The organism is Saccharothrix obliqua, from assembly GCF_019375475.1.
Taxonomy (GTDB): Bacteria; Actinomycetota; Actinomycetes; order Mycobacteriales; family Pseudonocardiaceae; genus Actinosynnema; species Actinosynnema obliqua.
The window spans coordinates 24,562-39,867 of record NZ_JAHXGQ010000016.1 but is presented as its reverse complement, the minus strand read 5'-3'; the positions used below and the strand labels follow the sequence as shown (position 1 = coordinate 39,867).

17 protein-coding genes are annotated in these 15,306 nt (G+C 73.0%); 5 read left to right on the top strand and 12 right to left on the bottom strand.

Annotation, left to right across the window (positions count from 1 at the left end; translation table 11 throughout):
* Positions 1 to 114: 114 nt before the first annotated feature.
* Together KZQ38_RS33180 and KZQ38_RS33175 are read right to left on the bottom strand one after the other, a co-directional pair.
* Positions 115 to 384: a MafI family immunity protein gene (locus tag KZQ38_RS33180; RefSeq protein ID WP_257902857.1), complete on the bottom strand. Its 270-nt coding sequence runs from the start codon at positions 382 to 384 to the stop codon at positions 115 to 117.
* 41 nt (positions 385 to 425) lie between these two features.
* Positions 426 to 842, bottom strand: a complete 417-nt coding sequence (locus KZQ38_RS33175) for a hypothetical protein (protein WP_219447968.1) — start codon at positions 840 to 842, stop codon at positions 426 to 428.
* A gap of 258 nt (positions 843 to 1,100) precedes the next feature.
* Between KZQ38_RS33175 and KZQ38_RS33170 the strand changes: the two genes are divergently transcribed.
* Positions 1,101 to 2,648, top strand: coding sequence for a helix-turn-helix domain-containing protein (locus KZQ38_RS33170; RefSeq protein ID WP_308258716.1), 1,548 nt, complete (start codon positions 1,101 to 1,103; stop codon positions 2,646 to 2,648).
* A gap of 58 nt (positions 2,649 to 2,706) precedes the next feature.
* Here the strand turns inward: KZQ38_RS33170 and KZQ38_RS33165 are convergent, their stop codons facing one another.
* On the bottom strand, positions 2,707 to 2,853 hold the full coding sequence (locus tag KZQ38_RS33165; RefSeq protein ID WP_219447967.1) for a hypothetical protein: 147 nt from the start codon (positions 2,851 to 2,853) through the stop codon (positions 2,707 to 2,709).
* A gap of 84 nt (positions 2,854 to 2,937) precedes the next feature.
* Between KZQ38_RS33165 and KZQ38_RS33160 the strand changes: the two genes are divergently transcribed.
* Positions 2,938 to 3,489 (top strand): isochorismatase family protein, encoded by a 552-nt coding sequence (locus tag KZQ38_RS33160; RefSeq protein ID WP_219447966.1) that lies wholly within the window; start codon positions 2,938 to 2,940, stop codon positions 3,487 to 3,489.
* On the opposite strand, the gene KZQ38_RS33155 is transcribed toward KZQ38_RS33160, so the two are convergent.
* Positions 3,482 to 4,921 carry an ABC transporter substrate-binding protein gene (locus KZQ38_RS33155; RefSeq protein WP_219447965.1) on the bottom strand — a complete coding sequence of 480 codons (1,440 nt, stop codon included), beginning with the start codon at positions 4,919 to 4,921 and terminating at the stop codon, positions 3,482 to 3,484. The two genes, KZQ38_RS33160 and KZQ38_RS33155, sit on opposite strands and share 8 nt — an antisense overlap.
* A gap of 9 nt (positions 4,922 to 4,930) precedes the next feature.
* A complete protein-coding gene (locus KZQ38_RS33150; RefSeq protein ID WP_308258715.1) occupies positions 4,931 to 5,644 on the bottom strand; it encodes a class I SAM-dependent methyltransferase in 714 nt (237 codons plus the stop codon).
* 41 nt (positions 5,645 to 5,685) lie between these two features.
* On the opposite strand from KZQ38_RS33150, the gene KZQ38_RS33145 reads away from it, so the two are divergent.
* The gene (locus KZQ38_RS33145; RefSeq protein ID WP_308258714.1) at positions 5,686 to 6,885 is read left to right on the top strand and encodes a DUF885 domain-containing protein; all 1,200 of its coding nucleotides are present in this window, start codon (positions 5,686 to 5,688) and stop codon (positions 6,883 to 6,885) included.
* 10 nt (positions 6,886 to 6,895) lie between these two features.
* On the opposite strand, the gene KZQ38_RS33140 is transcribed toward KZQ38_RS33145, so the two are convergent.
* The 3 genes from KZQ38_RS33140 to KZQ38_RS33130 are packed head-to-tail and all read right to left on the bottom strand — an operon-like array spanning position 6,896 to position 9,283.
* Positions 6,896 to 7,759, bottom strand: a complete 864-nt coding sequence (locus KZQ38_RS33140; protein ID WP_219447963.1) for an SRPBCC family protein — start codon at positions 7,757 to 7,759, stop codon at positions 6,896 to 6,898.
* Between the two features lie 11 nt (positions 7,760 to 7,770).
* On the bottom strand, positions 7,771 to 8,127 hold the full coding sequence (locus KZQ38_RS33135) for a hypothetical protein (RefSeq protein WP_219447962.1): 357 nt from the start codon (positions 8,125 to 8,127) through the stop codon (positions 7,771 to 7,773).
* 4 nt (positions 8,128 to 8,131) lie between these two features.
* Positions 8,132 to 9,283, bottom strand: a complete 1,152-nt coding sequence (locus tag KZQ38_RS33130) for a nucleotide disphospho-sugar-binding domain-containing protein (RefSeq protein WP_219447961.1) — start codon at positions 9,281 to 9,283, stop codon at positions 8,132 to 8,134.
* 82 nt (positions 9,284 to 9,365) lie between these two features.
* Here KZQ38_RS33130 and KZQ38_RS33125 point away from each other — a divergent pair, with 82 nt between their 5' ends.
* Positions 9,366 to 10,082: a class I SAM-dependent DNA methyltransferase gene (locus KZQ38_RS33125; RefSeq protein ID WP_308258713.1), complete on the top strand. Its 717-nt coding sequence runs from the start codon at positions 9,366 to 9,368 to the stop codon at positions 10,080 to 10,082.
* Positions 10,083 to 10,100: 18 nt separating this feature from the next.
* Here KZQ38_RS33125 and KZQ38_RS33120 read toward each other — a convergent pair whose 3' ends face one another.
* Entirely contained in the window at positions 10,101 to 10,940 is an 840-nt protein-coding gene (locus tag KZQ38_RS33120) for a class I SAM-dependent methyltransferase (protein ID WP_219447960.1), read from the bottom strand.
* A gap of 324 nt (positions 10,941 to 11,264) precedes the next feature.
* Between KZQ38_RS33120 and rfbH the strand changes: the two genes are divergently transcribed.
* On the top strand, positions 11,265 to 12,581 hold the full coding sequence (gene rfbH, locus KZQ38_RS33115) for a lipopolysaccharide biosynthesis protein RfbH (RefSeq protein WP_219447959.1): 1,317 nt from the start codon (positions 11,265 to 11,267) through the stop codon (positions 12,579 to 12,581).
* On the opposite strand, the gene KZQ38_RS33110 is transcribed toward rfbH, so the two are convergent.
* Genes KZQ38_RS33110 through KZQ38_RS33100 form a run of 3 tightly spaced genes read right to left on the bottom strand, consistent with a single transcriptional unit; the run spans position 12,536 to position 15,233 of the window.
* On the bottom strand, positions 12,536 to 13,423 hold the full coding sequence (locus KZQ38_RS33110) for an aminotransferase class IV (protein ID WP_308258712.1): 888 nt from the start codon (positions 13,421 to 13,423) through the stop codon (positions 12,536 to 12,538). The genes rfbH and KZQ38_RS33110 overlap by 46 nt on opposite strands.
* Positions 13,420 to 14,259: an ABC transporter permease gene (locus KZQ38_RS33105; protein WP_219447958.1), complete on the bottom strand. Its 840-nt coding sequence runs from the start codon at positions 14,257 to 14,259 to the stop codon at positions 13,420 to 13,422. The genes KZQ38_RS33110 and KZQ38_RS33105 overlap by 4 nt, the downstream gene beginning before the upstream one ends.
* Positions 14,256 to 15,233: an ATP-binding cassette domain-containing protein gene (locus KZQ38_RS33100; protein WP_308258711.1), complete on the bottom strand. Its 978-nt coding sequence runs from the start codon at positions 15,231 to 15,233 to the stop codon at positions 14,256 to 14,258. The genes KZQ38_RS33105 and KZQ38_RS33100 overlap by 4 nt, the downstream gene beginning before the upstream one ends.
* Positions 15,234 to 15,306 lie beyond the last annotated feature (73 nt).

Below are 15,306 nucleotides of genomic sequence, written 5' to 3'. Positions count from 1 at the left end.
GAACGCGGCACAGCCCGTCTCCCCTTTGAGTCGAGTGGTCCAGCGATGGCCGACCCGTGCGCCCCCGCACACCCGGCCTCTGCGCGGGATTGTGCCCGCCCCGCCGCCCACCGCCTACTCCCCGGAGCCGGCGGGCCGGCCGGACACCAGCTCGCGGATAGCCGCCACGAGTTCCTCCGAGCCCATCTCCTCCGACATCTCCAGCAGCCGGTCGTAGTAGGCGGCGTCGATGTGCAGATCGTCCTCGTGGATCCAGGAGCACATGGTGTCGAAGGCAAGCGCGTACTCCCCCGCCACCAAGAAATCCCGCACGTCCTGGAGCACGGCGGGATCGGTCAGCGGGGAATCCGCCAACAGGCCGTCCAACAAGGGCCGGTACCACATCGGGTCCACCGCTCATCCACCTCCGATCATCAACGACAGCCCTACCGCTCGAAGCGGGCGAAGGCCGGATCGCGCAGCCAGCACGAGAACTGCGAGGACACGACGGCCGCACGCGTGTAGATGCCCGAGCAGTACCCGCCGTGGTCCACGACCTCGCTCCGCACCACCTCGTCGTCCTTGAAGTACACGAACAACCCCCCGCCGCTCACCCACCCCGGCGAGACCGACGACCCGGTGATCTCGTCGATCCGGTCGCCGTCCACCTCGGTCAGGTCGAACAGGTACAGCCGGTCCCACTCCCAGTCCGTGAAGTCCGCGAACGGCCGCTCGCCAACGGGGTTGGCCGCGATGTGGTCGCGCACCGCGGCGGAGAGTTCGGCGTTCGTGCGCGCCCCTTCGCCGCAGCCCGCCAGCACGAGACCCAGCACCACACCGAGCACGATGCGCCTGACCCCCACGGGTCCCCCTGTCCCAGCCGTCGACGATGCAGGGCAGTCTGCCGGACGCACGCCGCGGACCGTCGCGATTTCAGCAGCCCGGGGCACCTCGACCCGCGCGGCGAGGACATCGGCACGCCGAGGTCGCCGCGTCACTCCATCGGTGGATGTGAAGCCGAAAGAGGTTGAACCCGCCCCATGGTGTCAATCCCACCCCCGCGAGGGAGCACACCTGGTCCCGTGCGCGCCGCTACGTCACATGTGAGATAAGGTCGTGCGGTGATTGATGATCTTGCCACCGGAAAGCCGTACCTGTCCCGTATCGGCGCGCTCATCCGCGACTCCCGCCGGCACCGGGGCTGGACGCAGGCGCAGCTCGCCGCCGCCCTGTCCACGAGCCAGAGCGCGATCAACCGGATCGAGCACGGCAACCAGAACCTGAGCATGGAGATGCTCTCCCGCATCAGCGAGGCGCTCGACTCCGGCATCGTGTCCATCGGCCACCCCGCGCCCATGCACCTGCGGGTCATCGGCGGGTGCACGCTGTCCGGCGAGATCACGGTCAAGACCAGCAAGAACGCCGGTGTGGCGCTGCTCTGCGCCGCCCTGCTCAACGCCGGTCGCACCACCCTGCGCAAGGTGGCGCGGATCGAGGAGGTCAACCGCATCCTGGAGGTGCTGACCAGCATCGGCGTCCGCGTCCGGTGGCTCAACGACGACAACGACCTGGAGATCATCCCGCCCCGGCGGCTGGACCTGGCGGGCATCGACGACGAAGCCGCCCGCCGCACCCGCAGCATCATCATGCTGCTCGGCCCCCTGCTGCACCACGAGGACACCTTCGAGCTGCCCTACGCCGGCGGCTGCGCGCTGGGCACCCGCACGGTCGAGCCGCACATGGTGGCGCTGCGGCCGTTCGGGTTGGAGGTGAAGGCGTCCGCCGGGCGGTACCGCGTGGAGGTCGACCGCGGCGTGACCCCGACCCGGCCCATCGTGCTCACCGAGCGCGGCGACACCGTGACCGAGAACGCCCTGATGGCCGCCGCGCGGCGGGACGGCGTCACGGTCATCCGCAACGCCAGCCCCAACTACATGGTGCAGGACCTGTGCTTCTTCCTCGATGCGCTGGGCGTGCGGATCGAGGGCGTCGGCACCACCACGCTCACCGTGCACGGCGTCGGCGAGATCGACCGGGACATCGACTACGCGCCGTCCGAGGACCCGATCGAGGCGATGAGCCTGATCTCGGCGGCGATCGTCACGTCGTCGGAGCTGACCGTGCGGCGCGTGCCGATCGAGTTCATGGAGATCGAGCTGGCGCTGCTGGAGGAGATGGGCCTGGACCACGACCGCTCCCCCGAGTACGCCGCCGCGAACGGGCGCACCCGGCTGGTGGACGTGACGGTGCGGCCGTCGCAGCTGCGCGCGCCGATCGACAAGATCCACCCGATGCCGTTCCCCGGTCTGAACATCGACAACCTGCCGTTCTTCGCGCTCATCGCCGCCACCGCGCAGGGCTCCACGCTGATCCACGACTGGGTGTACGAGAACCGCGCGCTCTACTTGACCGAGCTGACCAAGCTCGGTGCGAAGGTCACCCTCCTGGACCCGCACCGGGTGTACGTCGAGGGACCCACCCGGTGGTCCGGCGCGGAGGTCATCTGCCCGCCCGCGCTGCGCCCGGCCGTGGTGGTGCTGCTGGCCATGCTCGCCGCGAAGGGCACGTCGGTGCTGCGCAACGTGTACGTGATCAACCGCGGCTACGAGCAACTCGCCGAGCGGCTCAACCTGATCGGCGCGGAGATCAGCTCGTTCCGCGACATCTGACGCCGTCGGCCCGCCGCCGCCGTGGTCGCGGCCTGCCAGGAATCCCGCGACGTCCACGTCAGACCTGGTACGCCCGGGTGAAGTCGGCGCTGTTGCGCGCCTCCTGCTCGCGGTAGGCGGTGGCGGTGTCGGACACGGCCGTCGCGAACGCGTCCAACCCCTCCGCGGCGGTGCTCGACCACTGGCGGACCGGTGCGTCCCTCATCGCCGCCGGCTGTTCGACCCACCCCGGATTGTCGGTGGGTGCGGTTACGGTCGTGTCCACACGGGTCAGTCGACGGGAGAATTGATGACCACCTTGGCGAACCGGCCGAACACGGCACTCCTCGTGATCGACGTGCAGAACGACGTCGTGGCCGAGGCGCACGAGCGGGACGCGGTGGTGGGTGCCGTCGCCGGCCTGGTGGACCGCGCGCGGCGGGAGCGGGTGCCGGTGGTGTGGGTCCAGCACTCCGACGAGGACATGCCGGAGGGCAGTGACGGGTGGCGGATCGTGCCGGAGCTGGTGCCGGCCGAGGGCGAGGCCGTGGTGCACAAGCTGTACGGCGACTCGTTCGAGGACACCACCCTGGAGTCCGTCCTGTCCGGACTGGGCGTCGGGCGGCTGGTGGTGGCCGGTGCGCAGACCGACGCGTGCATCCGCTCGACGCTGCACGGCGCGTTCACGCGCGGCTACGACGCGACGCTGGTCGCCGACGCGCACACCACGGACGACCGCAGCGCGTGGGGCATGCCGCCGGCCGCCCAGGTGATCGCGCACACCAACCTCTACTGGCAGTACCAGAAGGCGCCGGGCCGCACGGCGGGCGCGGTGGCGGCGAAGGACGTGGACTTCACCTGACCGGCAGGCGGCCCGCCGCGCCGGTACGGGCCGCGCAGCAGCGGCACGCGAAGGCGACCAGCGGGATCACCGGCAGGTCGGTCATCGCCATGATGTTCGCCTGGTGCCACAGCAGCGCGGCCCGGGGCAGGCTCACCGCGCCGAGGGCGCGTTCCACCAACGCGTCCAGCCGGGGGTTCCGGTAACCGCCGTAGTTGCCCGCGCCGCGCAGGACCTGTGCCATCACCGCCCGGTTGTTGTTGCCGTGCCAGTCGGGCGTCCAACCGGGCGCGGCCAGGTCCCAGTCACCCTCGGGCGTCAGGTCGGCGTAGAAGCGAGCGGTGGGCACGTGTTCGGCCACGAGTGACAGCCCCGCTCGCGCCAGGCCCGCCGCGACCGCGTCGAACACCGAGCGGTGCAGTGGTGTGTCGCGCACGCGCATCACCAGCCGCAGGCCGTCCGGGTATCCCGCTTCGCCCAGCAGCGCACGGGACTTCGCGGGGTCGCCGCGATCGCCGGGCGTCGGGTACGGGTCGTACTTCGAGTAGCCCACCGAACCCGGCGGCACCACGGAGTGCGCGGGCACGGCCGTCACGCCCGGCAACGCGGCGAAGATGTCGCGCACCGCCACCTTGTCCACGGCGTAACCGATCGCCCGCCGGACGCGCGGGTCGGCCAGTGGCCCGGGGCGGAGGTTCAACGCCAGGTACGGGTTGAGGGTGTAGCCGGGGCAGGTCCGGTCGGCCGTGCCGGACCACGTCACGACGCCGAACTGCCACGCGGGGTCGGCGGGCGGCCCGTGGCGACGCACGACGACCCGGTCCACCTCGGCCCGGCGCACGGGGTCGGTCGCCGGGTCCCACACCGGGTTGCGGGTCAGCACCAGTTCGTCGGCGGTCCGGGAGGCCACCCGGAACGGGCCGTTGGCGCGCTCACCCTCGTGCGGCTCGGGCAGGGCGGTGGCGTACCCGGTGGCCAGCACGTTCACCAGGTCGTTCGCGGGCCGGTGGAGGTGGAACACCAGCGTCCGGTCGTCGACCACGCGGACCTCCCGCACGACGTCGGTGTAAAAGCGCCCCACGTCCCCCGCGTACGCCGGGTCCGCCATCCGGGCCAGGCCGCGGGCGAAGTCGTGCGCGGTGACCTCACGCGGCGGCTCGGTGTCCCAGCGCACGCCGGGGCGCAGCCGCACCACGCACGTCAGCAGGTCCGCGCTCAGGCCGCCGTTGTCCTGGGTCGGCACGGCCTCCGCCACGTCGGGCACCGGCACGAACACCTGGTCCGGCTCCGCCACGTCGACCACGGCGGGCACCGCGAACAGCTGCCGGGACACCACCCGCAGGAGCTGGCCGGGCCGCACGTGGTGGCCGCTGTGCGGGTCGAGGTGGTCGGGGTCGCCGGGGCCGAGGAACGTCAGCGTCCGGGTGTCCCCGGGTGCGGCGGTCGTGCTCACAGCTCCTCCTCATGCCCGTCGCGCCACGTGCAGACCGGTGCCCGCGGCCCAGCCGGGCAGGTGTTCGCCGACCAGGCCCGCGTGCTCGAACGCCCGCCGGTAGTCGTCCGGGCCGAACAGCGAGACCACCTCGGTCTCGCGGAACGCGTCGACGCCGGTGTGGTCGGCGATGGTGAAGTCGATGGTCATCCGCACGCGGTCGCCCTCGCGCACCGAGTGCGTGACGCGGGAGACCACGCGGTCGCGCTCCTCGACCAGGTGACCGCCCACGTACCCGTCGATGAACCGGTCGGGCGTCCACCACGGCTCGATCACCAGCACACCGCCGGGCGCGAGGCACCGCGCCATCGCCGCCACGGCGGCCGTCAGGTCGGCCGGTGTCGGCATGTAGGTGATGGCGTAGAAGAGGCAGGTGACGACGTCGAACTCCCGGTCGACGGCGATCTCCCGCATGTCGTGCGGGTGCACCACCAGCCCGGGGACCCGGCGCTCGGCGATCTCCCGCATGGCTGCGGCGGGTTCGACGCCCTCGACGTGCGCGAAGTGCCCGGCGAACGCGGCGAGGTGCGCGCCGGTGCCGCACGCGACGTCCAGCAGCGACTGCGCGCCGGGCCGGCGGGCCAGCGCGATTCCGGCGACGGTGGCGGCCTCGGCGGACCAGTCCTTGCCGCGGCTGGTGAACACCGCGTCGTACAACTCGGCGTGCTTCCTCCCGTAGCCCACCCCGGCTACTTTACTATTGAATAGCAAATCTGGGAGGCGTCGTGGACGAACCCGTGGTGCGGGAGTACCTGCTGCTCGGGCTGCGGCTCGGCCGGCTGGCCCCCGGTCTCGTGGACTGCTGGTTCGGCGACCCGGACCTGTCCCACGAGGTCGACGACGAGCCGCCCGCCGAGCCCGCCGCCCTGGCCGCCCACGCGCGGGCGTTGCGCGCCGATCTCGCCTCCAGCGGCCTGCCACCACGACGTCGGCGGTTCCTGGACGGCCAACTCGGCGCGCTGGCCTGCGTCGGGGACCGGCTCGCGGGCGTGGAGACGCCGTTCCTGGCCGAGATCCACGCGTACTTCGGCGTGGAGATCCGCCCGACCGACGTCGAGGAGTACGCGGCACTCCACGACGAGATCGCCGAACTGCTGCCCGGACCCGGGCCGCTGGCGGACCGCGTCACCCGGTTCCAGGAGCACGACCGGGTGCCCGCCGGGCGGCTCGTGCCCGCCGCCCGCGCGGTGTCCGACCGGCTGCGCGTCCGCGCCCACGAGCTGTTCGACCTGCCGGCGGACGAGGAGGTCGCGTACGAAGCCGTCACCGACCGGCCGTGGAACGCGTTCAACCGCTACCACGGCGGCTACCGGTCGACGATCACGCTCAACGCCGAGGTGCGGCACCGGATGGCCGCACTGCCGCTGCTGGTCACGCACGAGGCGTACCCCGGCCACCACGCCGAGCACTGCCGCAAGGAACTCCGGCTGGTGCGCGAACGGGGCGAGGCGGAGCACGCCATCGCCCTGGTGAACACACCCCGGTGCCTGATGGCCGAGGGCATCGCGGAGACGGCGTTGCCCGCCCTGCTCGGCGCCGGCTGGGGACGGTGGACGCAGGACGTGCTGGCGGAACTGGGACTGGTGCTGGACGGCGAGCTGTCCGAACTCCTGCTGCGCCGGACGATGCCGCTCATGGCGGCACGCCAGGACGCGGCGATCATGCTGCACGACCGCGGCGCGGACCCGGACGACGTCGTCGCCTACCTGCGGCGGTGGATGCTGGTGGACGAGCAGCGCGCGCGTCACGCGGTCCGGTTCCTCACCGATCCCCTGTGGCGTGCCTACACGACCACCTACGTCGAAGGCGCGCGCCGGGTGCGGGCGTGGCTCGACGCCCGGCCGGACGACCAGTCCGCGGCCGACCGCTACCGGGTGCTGCTGGACGAGCCGCTGACCCCGGCGGACCTCGCGGCGTCGGGGTGAGCCCGGCCCGTCAGCCGCGCGCCTCCAACAGCTCCGCCGCCAAGCCCTCCACGTGGTCGCGCCACGCGCGCAGCTCCGAGTCGCGCAACGCCGCGGAGCCGTTCTCGCCCCGCTGCACCAGGGTCAGCCGGGCGCCGCCGTTGCCCGGCCGGAACTCGTAGCGCACCGTGCCCGCCGGCACGCCGTCGCTGAGCCAGTCGAACTCGACGTGCTCGGCCGCTTCGACCGACCGCACGTCACCGGTGGACAGACCGGGGTGCGCGAACCCGGCCGGCACCGGGCCGCTCGCGGCGACCTCGCCGCCACCGGTCAGCTCCGCCCACACCCGGTCGGCGGGCTCGCGGAGCTGGCGCTCGTACCGCACGGTCCAGCCGTCGTCGCCGGCCTTCACCTCGCCCTGGTCCAGGCCGAACTCCTTGACCAGGCGCTCGTGCAGGGCGACCGGGTCGCTGTCCACGGCCGTCTCCTCCGCGCCGCCCACGACCTGCTCCAGCGCGTCCAGGCAGTCCGTCCAGCCGGAGGCGTTGCTGGCCGCCGCCGGGCGGTCGTCGAAGGTGTGCGAGAAGACGAGCCGAGAACCGCCGTCGACCGGCGTGATCTCGAAGCGCAGCAGGTCCTCCTCCTCCCGGAACGCGAAGACCTTCGGCGGGTCGACCTCGGTGATGACGCCCTCGAACGTCGAGCCGTCGCCGGCGTCGAAGCTGACCTTGCCGCCCTCCTTCAGCTCCAGCTCGGCGACCGGGAAGGGGTACCACTTGCTGATGTGCGAGGGCTCGGTGAGCGCGCTCCACACCTTCTCCGGCGGGTGCGCCAGACGGCGTTCGATGCGCAGTTGGGACCGGCCGTCCACGGTCAGCAGCGCGATGTCCTTCACGGGACTGCTCCTTAGTCGTCTTCGATCACGGGAACGGAAGCGCTCGACGATCGATCAGAACATACCAGGGCACGCATATACCAACAACAGCATATAGCGTGCTCATCCGTTCGAGTGACGCGATGGTGGACGCGGTCAGCGATGCCGCCGGCCACGCGGTCGGCGATCCGGCCCAGCACGCGGCCCGGCACGCGGTCGGCGACCCAGCCTGGCACCCGGCCCGACACCCGGCCCGACACGCGGTCGGCGACCCGGTCAGGCACGCGGTCGGCGACCCGGTCAGGCCCCCCGCCTGGCACGCGGTCGCCCCGGCCGACCACGCGGTGGGCGACCCGGTCAGGCACGAGGCAGGCCACCCGGTCGGCCACGCGGTCAGCCCACCAGCGCCTCCACCCGCCCGACCAGCGAGAGCGGCGTGGGCATGGCCGCGATCTCCGCCCGCACCTCCTCCGCCGCCGTCCGCGCCCGCTCGTCGGTCAGCAGCCGTTCCACCGCCTCGGCGTCCAACCCCTCCGGCGTCACCCACCAGCCCGCTCCCCTGACCCGCAGCCGCTCCGAGTGCATGAAGTTCGGCGCGACCGCCGGCACGGTGAGCTGCGGCAGACCGGCGTCCAACGCGTTGAGCATGGTCCCCGCGCCGCCCTGGTGCAGGATGGCCGTGCAGCCGTCGAGCAACGCGCGCAGCGGGACCCACTCGCGCAGGTACCGCACACCGGGCGGCAACGTGCCGGTACCCGGGTGCCGCGGGTCGACGCCGATCAGCACGAACTCCGCGGCCGACCGCCGGGACAGGTCGGCGAGCAGCGGCAGGAACCGGCCCAGGAACGCCTCCGCGTCCACGTCCGGGCCGATGAGCCCCATCGAGCCGAGGGTCACCGCCACCCGCGCCCGGCCCTCCGGCCGCGCCCGCAGGTCCTCCGGCACGACCCCGCCGCCGTTGTACGGGACGTGCCGCGACAGCCAGGCGCCTTCCTGGGGCTCCACCATGGACGGTGGCGCGATGTCGATCGCGGCCCGCGGCACGGCGGCGAGGTCGGCGGCGGTCAGCCCCAGCCGCTCCAGCGTCGCGGGCATCAGGCCCGCCAGCTCGTCGTAGAACCGCCCGGTGCGCAGCAGCCCGAAACCGTGCTCGACCGCGGGCACGCCGAGCAGCGCGGCGGTGACGAGCCCCGCGCCCTGCAACTGGGAGTGCACGACCAGGTCGGGCCGGAAGTCACGCGCGGCACGCGTCATCGGTTCGACGAACGTGCTCGCCACGTACCCGAGGACGGGCCACCCCTCCTCCACCGCGTGCAGCCGCGACCACAGCATCCGCCGGTGGTCCGGGGCCAGTTCCGGCATCGCCTCGGCCGAACCGGGGTCGGCGGGCCCGAAGTCCACGGCCGGCAGGTCGCCGGTCACCGCGAGGGCGGGTCCGGACGTCGCGATCCGCACGTCGTGGCCGTTCGCGCGCAACGCCCACGCGAGCGGAACCATGGGCAGGAGGTCCTTGGCCTGGGGCGTCGAGAGGAAGAGCACGCGCATGTCCACGCTCCGCGGAAGGTGTTCCTCTTTGCTGTAAAACCCTATAGTCGACAGCTCGGGACCCGCAATCGGGGGGAACGCCGTGGGTGGCTACAGCGAACGGCACGCCGAGGTCTACGAGGACGTCCTGACCGACCGCGGCAAGGACTGGGCGGCCGAGGCCGCGCTGGTCGCCCGGCTGGTCCGCGAGGTGTGCCCGGACGCCGCGTCGCTGCTGGACGTCGCCTGCGGCACGGGTGCGCACCTGGCGTCGTTCCGCGCGGAGTTCGGTGACGTGGCGGGCGTCGACGCCTCGCACGCCATGCTGGGCCGGGCCGCGGCACGCCTGCCGGGCGTACCCCTGGCGGTGGGCGACATGCGTGATTTCACGCTCGGCCGGACGTTCGACGTGGCGACCTGCCTGTGCTTCGCGATCGCCTACATGCCCGGGACGGCGGAGCTGGAGCGGGCGATCGGGCGGATGGCGGCACACGTCCGCCCCGGCGGGGTGCTGGTGGTGGAGCCGTGGTGGTTCCCCGAGCGCGCCCTCGACACCCACGTGGCAGGCCACGTGCTGCGGGAGCCGGACCGCGTCGTCTCCCGGGTCACGCGCTCGGTGAGGGACGGCCGGGTCACGCGCATGGAGGTCCGGATCGTCGTCGCCGAGCCGTCCGGTGTCCGCGGGTTCACCGAGTTCGAGGTGGTCTCGCTGTTCACCCCGGACGAGTACCTGACCGCGTTCCGGGCCGCCGGGTGCACCCCGCGCTTCCGACCGGACGAGCCCAACGGCCGCGGCCTGTTCATCGCCACCCGCGATTGAGCGGCGCCTCTTCTCCGGTCAGCGCTTCACCCCCGAGGCCAGCAGCGCCTCGCCGGTCAGCACCACGGGTCCGTCGCCGAACTCCGCGCGCAGCGCCGCCACGCCGTCCACGCGCAGCGCCCGCGCCCGGTCGGGCGGCATCGCGGCGAGCAGCGCGATCAACGGGCCCATGGTCCGCTCGAACATGTCCCAGCACGCCTCGGCCCCGTCGATCTCGATCAGCGGTGTCTCGAACCGCTCCACCACGACATCTGCGAAACCCGCCTCGGCGAACAACTCCCGCAGCCGGGCGGGGTCGGAGAGCGCCACCGGGCCCGGCCCGTCCGGTGGCACGTGGTCCGCGATCACCCGGGAGCTGATCCGGAACGCCGTGCAGCGCCCCGGGTCGCCGAGCGTGGTGGCGACCATCCGGCCGCCGGGTTTGAGGCCCTCGCGCACGGCGCGCAACGCGGCGGCGGGCTCCGGCATGTACTGGAGGCCGACCCGGCACACCGCGACGTCGAACTCACCCGGTGACAGGCCGAGCCGGCGTTCGTCGGGCACGACCCGGAACTCCGCGTCGGCCACGCCGGCGGCTGCCGCCCACTCCCGCGCGCCCGCGATCATCTCCGGCGAGAGGTCGAGGCCGAGCACCGATCCACCCGGCCGGACCGCGGCGACCAGCGCGCCGGTCGGGTTGCCCACACCGCAGGCGAGGTCCAGCACCCGGTCACCCCGGCGCGGCGCGGCGGCGGCCAGGATGCGCGTGGTCATCGTGCCGGACCGCGCGGCGAGGTTGTCCCGGAACACCAGCCAGCCCGGCGCGGAGAGCGCCCACTCCCGGCGCTGCTGGTCGCGAGCGGTGTCCGCGTCGATCATCGACACTCCCCGGATCATCGGCATCTGCTAACATAAAATATAGCTACTTTTCGAGTGTGCCGCGCAGGTCGACGTCAGGCGGATGGATGACCGGAGCCGTGGACCGCCCTCCCCGACACGCGGCTCCGCGCGCGGCGGTGCCCCGCGCCTCGGCGGGCACGTCCCCGTGGCGAGCCGACGGTGCCGGACCGGGGCCGAAGCGGTCGGGCAGGTGGCGGTGTCCGCCGTGCCCCCGACGTCGAGGTCGGCGCGCCCCCGTGCCAGGCATCCGGTTCGGGCCTCGCCGCGCGGCCCGGAACTCGTGGCGGCGGCGAAGGAGGCGGTATGACCACGGAGAGCGCCGAGACCAAGCAGCGCGTCCTCGACCTGGTGCGTGATTACGACAAGCAGACCGCACCGGACGCCGTGTTCCGGCCGGGCGTGACGCCGGTGCCCACCTCCGGCGCGGTGCTCACCGCGGAGGACCGCGTGGCCCTCGTGGAAGCGGCGTTGGAGCTGCGGATCGCGTCCGGCGTCACGGCGCGGCAGTTCGAACGGGCCTTCGCCCGCGAACTCGGCGTGCGCAAGGCGCACCTGGCGAACTCCGGCTCGTCGGCGAACCTGCTCGCGATCACCGCGCTCACCTCGCCGCAGTTGGGCGCCGACGCGCTGAAACCGGGCGACGAGGTGATCACGGTCGCGGCGGGCTTCCCCACCACGGTCAACCCGATCCTCCAGAACGGCCTGGTGCCGGTGTTCGTGGACGTGGAGCTGGGCACCTACAACACGACGCCCGACCGGGTGGCCGCGGCCATCGGTCCACGCACCCGCGCGATCGTCTTGGCGCACACCCTGGGCAACCCGTTCGCGGCCGAGGAGATGGCCGACCTGGCGCGTGCCCGCGGGCTGTACCTGGTGGAGGACAACTGCGACGCGGTCGGCTCCCGGTACCGGGGCAGGCCGACCGGCGGGTTCGGCGACCTGAGCACGGCGAGCTTCTACCCCGCCCACCACATCACCTCCGGCGAGGGCGGTTGCGTGGCCACCGGCAACCCGGTGCTGGCGCGGATCGTGGCGTCGCTGCGGGACTGGGGCCGGGACTGCTGGTGCGAGCCGGGCGAGGACGACGCGTGCCGCAAGCGGTTCGCGTACCGGCTGGGCGACCTGCCGCCGGGCTACGACCACAAGTACACGTTCTCGCACGTGGGCTACAACCTGAAGACCACCGACCTCCAGGCGGCGCTGGCGCTCAACCAGCTCGGCAGGCTCGGCGAGTTCGCCGCCGCGCGGCGCGAGAACTGGCGGCGGCTGCGTGCCGGGCTGGCGGACCTGCCGTGGTTGCTGCTCCCGACGCCGACGCCGGACAGCGAGCCGAGCTGGTTCGGGTTCGCGGTGACGCCGACCGCCGACGCGCCGTACCGGCGTGGCGACCTGGTGCGGTTCCTGGAGTCGCGGCGGATCGCGACCCGGATGCTGTTCGCGGGCAACCTGGTGCGGCAGCCCGCCTACGCGGGCCGGGAGTTCCGGGTGGCGGGCAGCCTGGCGAACTCCGACGCGGTGACCGAGCGCAGCTTCTGGGTCGGGGTCTTCCCCGGCATCACCGCCGAGATGGTGGACTACGTGGTGGCCTCGTTCCACGAGTGGACGGCGCGGTTCGCGTAACGCGCCTCCAGCAGTCCCGACAGCTCCGCGGCGAGCGCGGACGAGTCACGCAGCGGCGTGCCGTCCAGGCTGCGCACGCGGGTGACCTTGTGCCCCGCGGAGGTGAGGAAGACCCCGTCGGCGGACCACAGGTCGGCGAGCGCGAGGCGTCGGGCCGCCACGCGCCACCCGGCGGCCTCCGCCGCTTCGAACAACGCGGCCTGGGTGGTGCCGGGCAGCACCCCGAGGTCGGGTGGCGTGGTGCTCAGGACCCCGTCGTGCGCGACGACGACGGTCGACGTCGGTCCTTCCAGGACGGTCCCGTCCGGCGCGGTGAACACCGCGTCGTCCGCGCCCTGGCTCTCGGCGTACCGCGTGGCGGCCATGTTCACCGCGTAGGACAACGACTTGACGCCGTGCAGCAGCCACGGCGCCCGGCCCACCAGGTCGGGGTCGACCCCGCGGGCCAGCGACAGCACCGCCACCCCGGTCCCGCGCAGCCGTCGCCGCTTCGGCGACACCGGCATCCCGAACGCGAACGACGTCGGCGCGGAGCCGTCCGGCGCGGTGCCGCGGGCGTGCACGAGGGTCAGCGACAGCTCATCCGGGCGGCCCCACCCGGCGACCGCCGCGGCCACGCAACGCCGCCAGGCCGCCGGATGGGGCGCGGGCAGGCCCAGCGCACCGGCGGAGCGGACGAGCCGGGCGAGGTGGGCGGTCAGCTCGCGTGGCGCGGCGTCCTCCACTAGGACGGTCTCGAACACGCCGTCGCCACGCATCAGGCCGAGGTCGCCCGCACGCACCAGCGGTGCGGCCGGGTCGGCCAGGGTGCCGTCGAGCAGGGCCAGCACCCGGTCGGTCACCGCAGGCTCTTCGCCCGGAACAGGTACATCGCCAGCGGCGCGAAGACGACCAGCAGCGCCGCGCACGCGACCAGCGCCCACAGCAGCTGGTCACCGGTCAGGGTGCCGGCGGTGAGCCCGCGGACGGCGGTCACCGCGTGCGTGATCGGGTTGACGCCGACGACCACCCGCAGCCAGCCCGGCATGGTGTCCGGCACGACGAAGATGTTGCTCGCGAACACCAGCGGGAACAACACCACCGAGCTGAGCTGGTTGACCGACTCGGGCGACTTGAGCACCAGGCCCGCCGCGTTCCACAGCCAGCCCAGGCAGAACGCGAACAGCTGGAGGTACAGGAACGCGCCCAGCACGCCGAGCACGCCGCCGCCGGGCCGGAAGCCGAGCAGCAGGCCGAGTGCGGTCACCACGACCAGGGCGATGGCGTAACGCAGCGCGTCGCCGAGCAGCGCGCCCGCGAGGATGCCGGGCCGCCAGATGGACAGGCCGCGGAACCGGTCGAAGATGCCCTTGGTGATGTCGGTGTTCAGCGAGATCCCCGTGTACATGTTGATCATGATCACGGTCATCACCAGGATGCCCGGCATCAGGAACTGGAGGTAGTCGCCGGTCGACCCGGCCAGCGCGCCGCCGAACAGGTAGGTGAAGACCAGGGTGAACATGATCGGCAGGATGAACGAGGAGTACAGCTGGTCCGGGTCGTGCTTGATCTTGAGCAGCGCCCGCCACGCGAAGGCCCGGGACGTCGCGAGCGGACCGGGCCGCTCCGGGCGGGCACGCGTGCCCAGCACCCGGTTCGCGGGGCGCTCGACGTCGCCGGTGGTCGCCGGTGTGGTCATGCCGCGTCCTCCTCGGCCTTCTCGTCGACGTCCGCCGCGTGCCCGGTGAGCGCGAGGAACACCTCGTCCAGGCTGGGCTCGGCGAGCCGGTAGCCGCTGACCGCGACGCCCGCGCGGCTCAGCTCCACGAGCGCCGCGCCGACCCGCTCCGGGTCGGAGGCGGGCACGGACAACGCGTCCGGCTCCGGCGCGAGCCGCACCTGGCCGCCGATGACGCGGGCGAGGATGCGTTCGGCCTCCGGTCGGCGGTCCGCCTCCACCAGCCGGACGTGCACCGCGCCCGCACCCACCGACGCCTTCAGCTCGCCCGGCGTGCCCTCGGCGACGATCCGACCCCGGTCGATCACCGCGACCCGGTCGGCGAGGCGGTCCGCCTCCTCCAGGTACTGGGTGGTGAGCAGGACCGTCGTGCCCACGTCGACCAGCGACCGGATGACGTCCCAGACCTGGTTGCGCGAGCGCGGGTCCAGGCCCGTGGTCGGCTCGTCCAGGAACACCAGCTCGGGTGTGACGATGAGGCTCGCCGCGATGTCCAGCCGGCGGCGCATACCGCCGGAATAGGTCTTGACCTGCCTGCCCGCGGCGTCGGCCAGGTCGAACACCGCGAGCAGCTCCTCGCCGCGCTCGGCCGCCACCGCCTTGGTGAAACCGAGCAACCTGCCCAGCAGCACCAGGTTCTCGCCACCGGTGAGCTGCTCGTCGACCGACGCGTACTGGCCGGTGAGGCTCATCCGGGCGCGGATGTCGTCGGCCTCCCGGACCACGTCGCGACCCAGGACGCGCGCGCTGCCACCGTCCGGGTGCAGCAGCGTGGCGAGCATCCGCACGGTGGTCGTCTTCCCCGCCCCGTTGGGACCGAGGAAGCCGTACACGCCACCGGTGGGCACGACCAGGTCGACGCCGTCGACGGCCCGCGTCTCCCCGAACACCTTGACCAGGCCGGAAGCCTCGATAGCCGGTTCGACCGCCGTCACGACGCCCACCTCCCCACTGTCCGGGATGGCTCGATCACGGCCCGAACATACCGCACTGGTTATGTAGCCATCA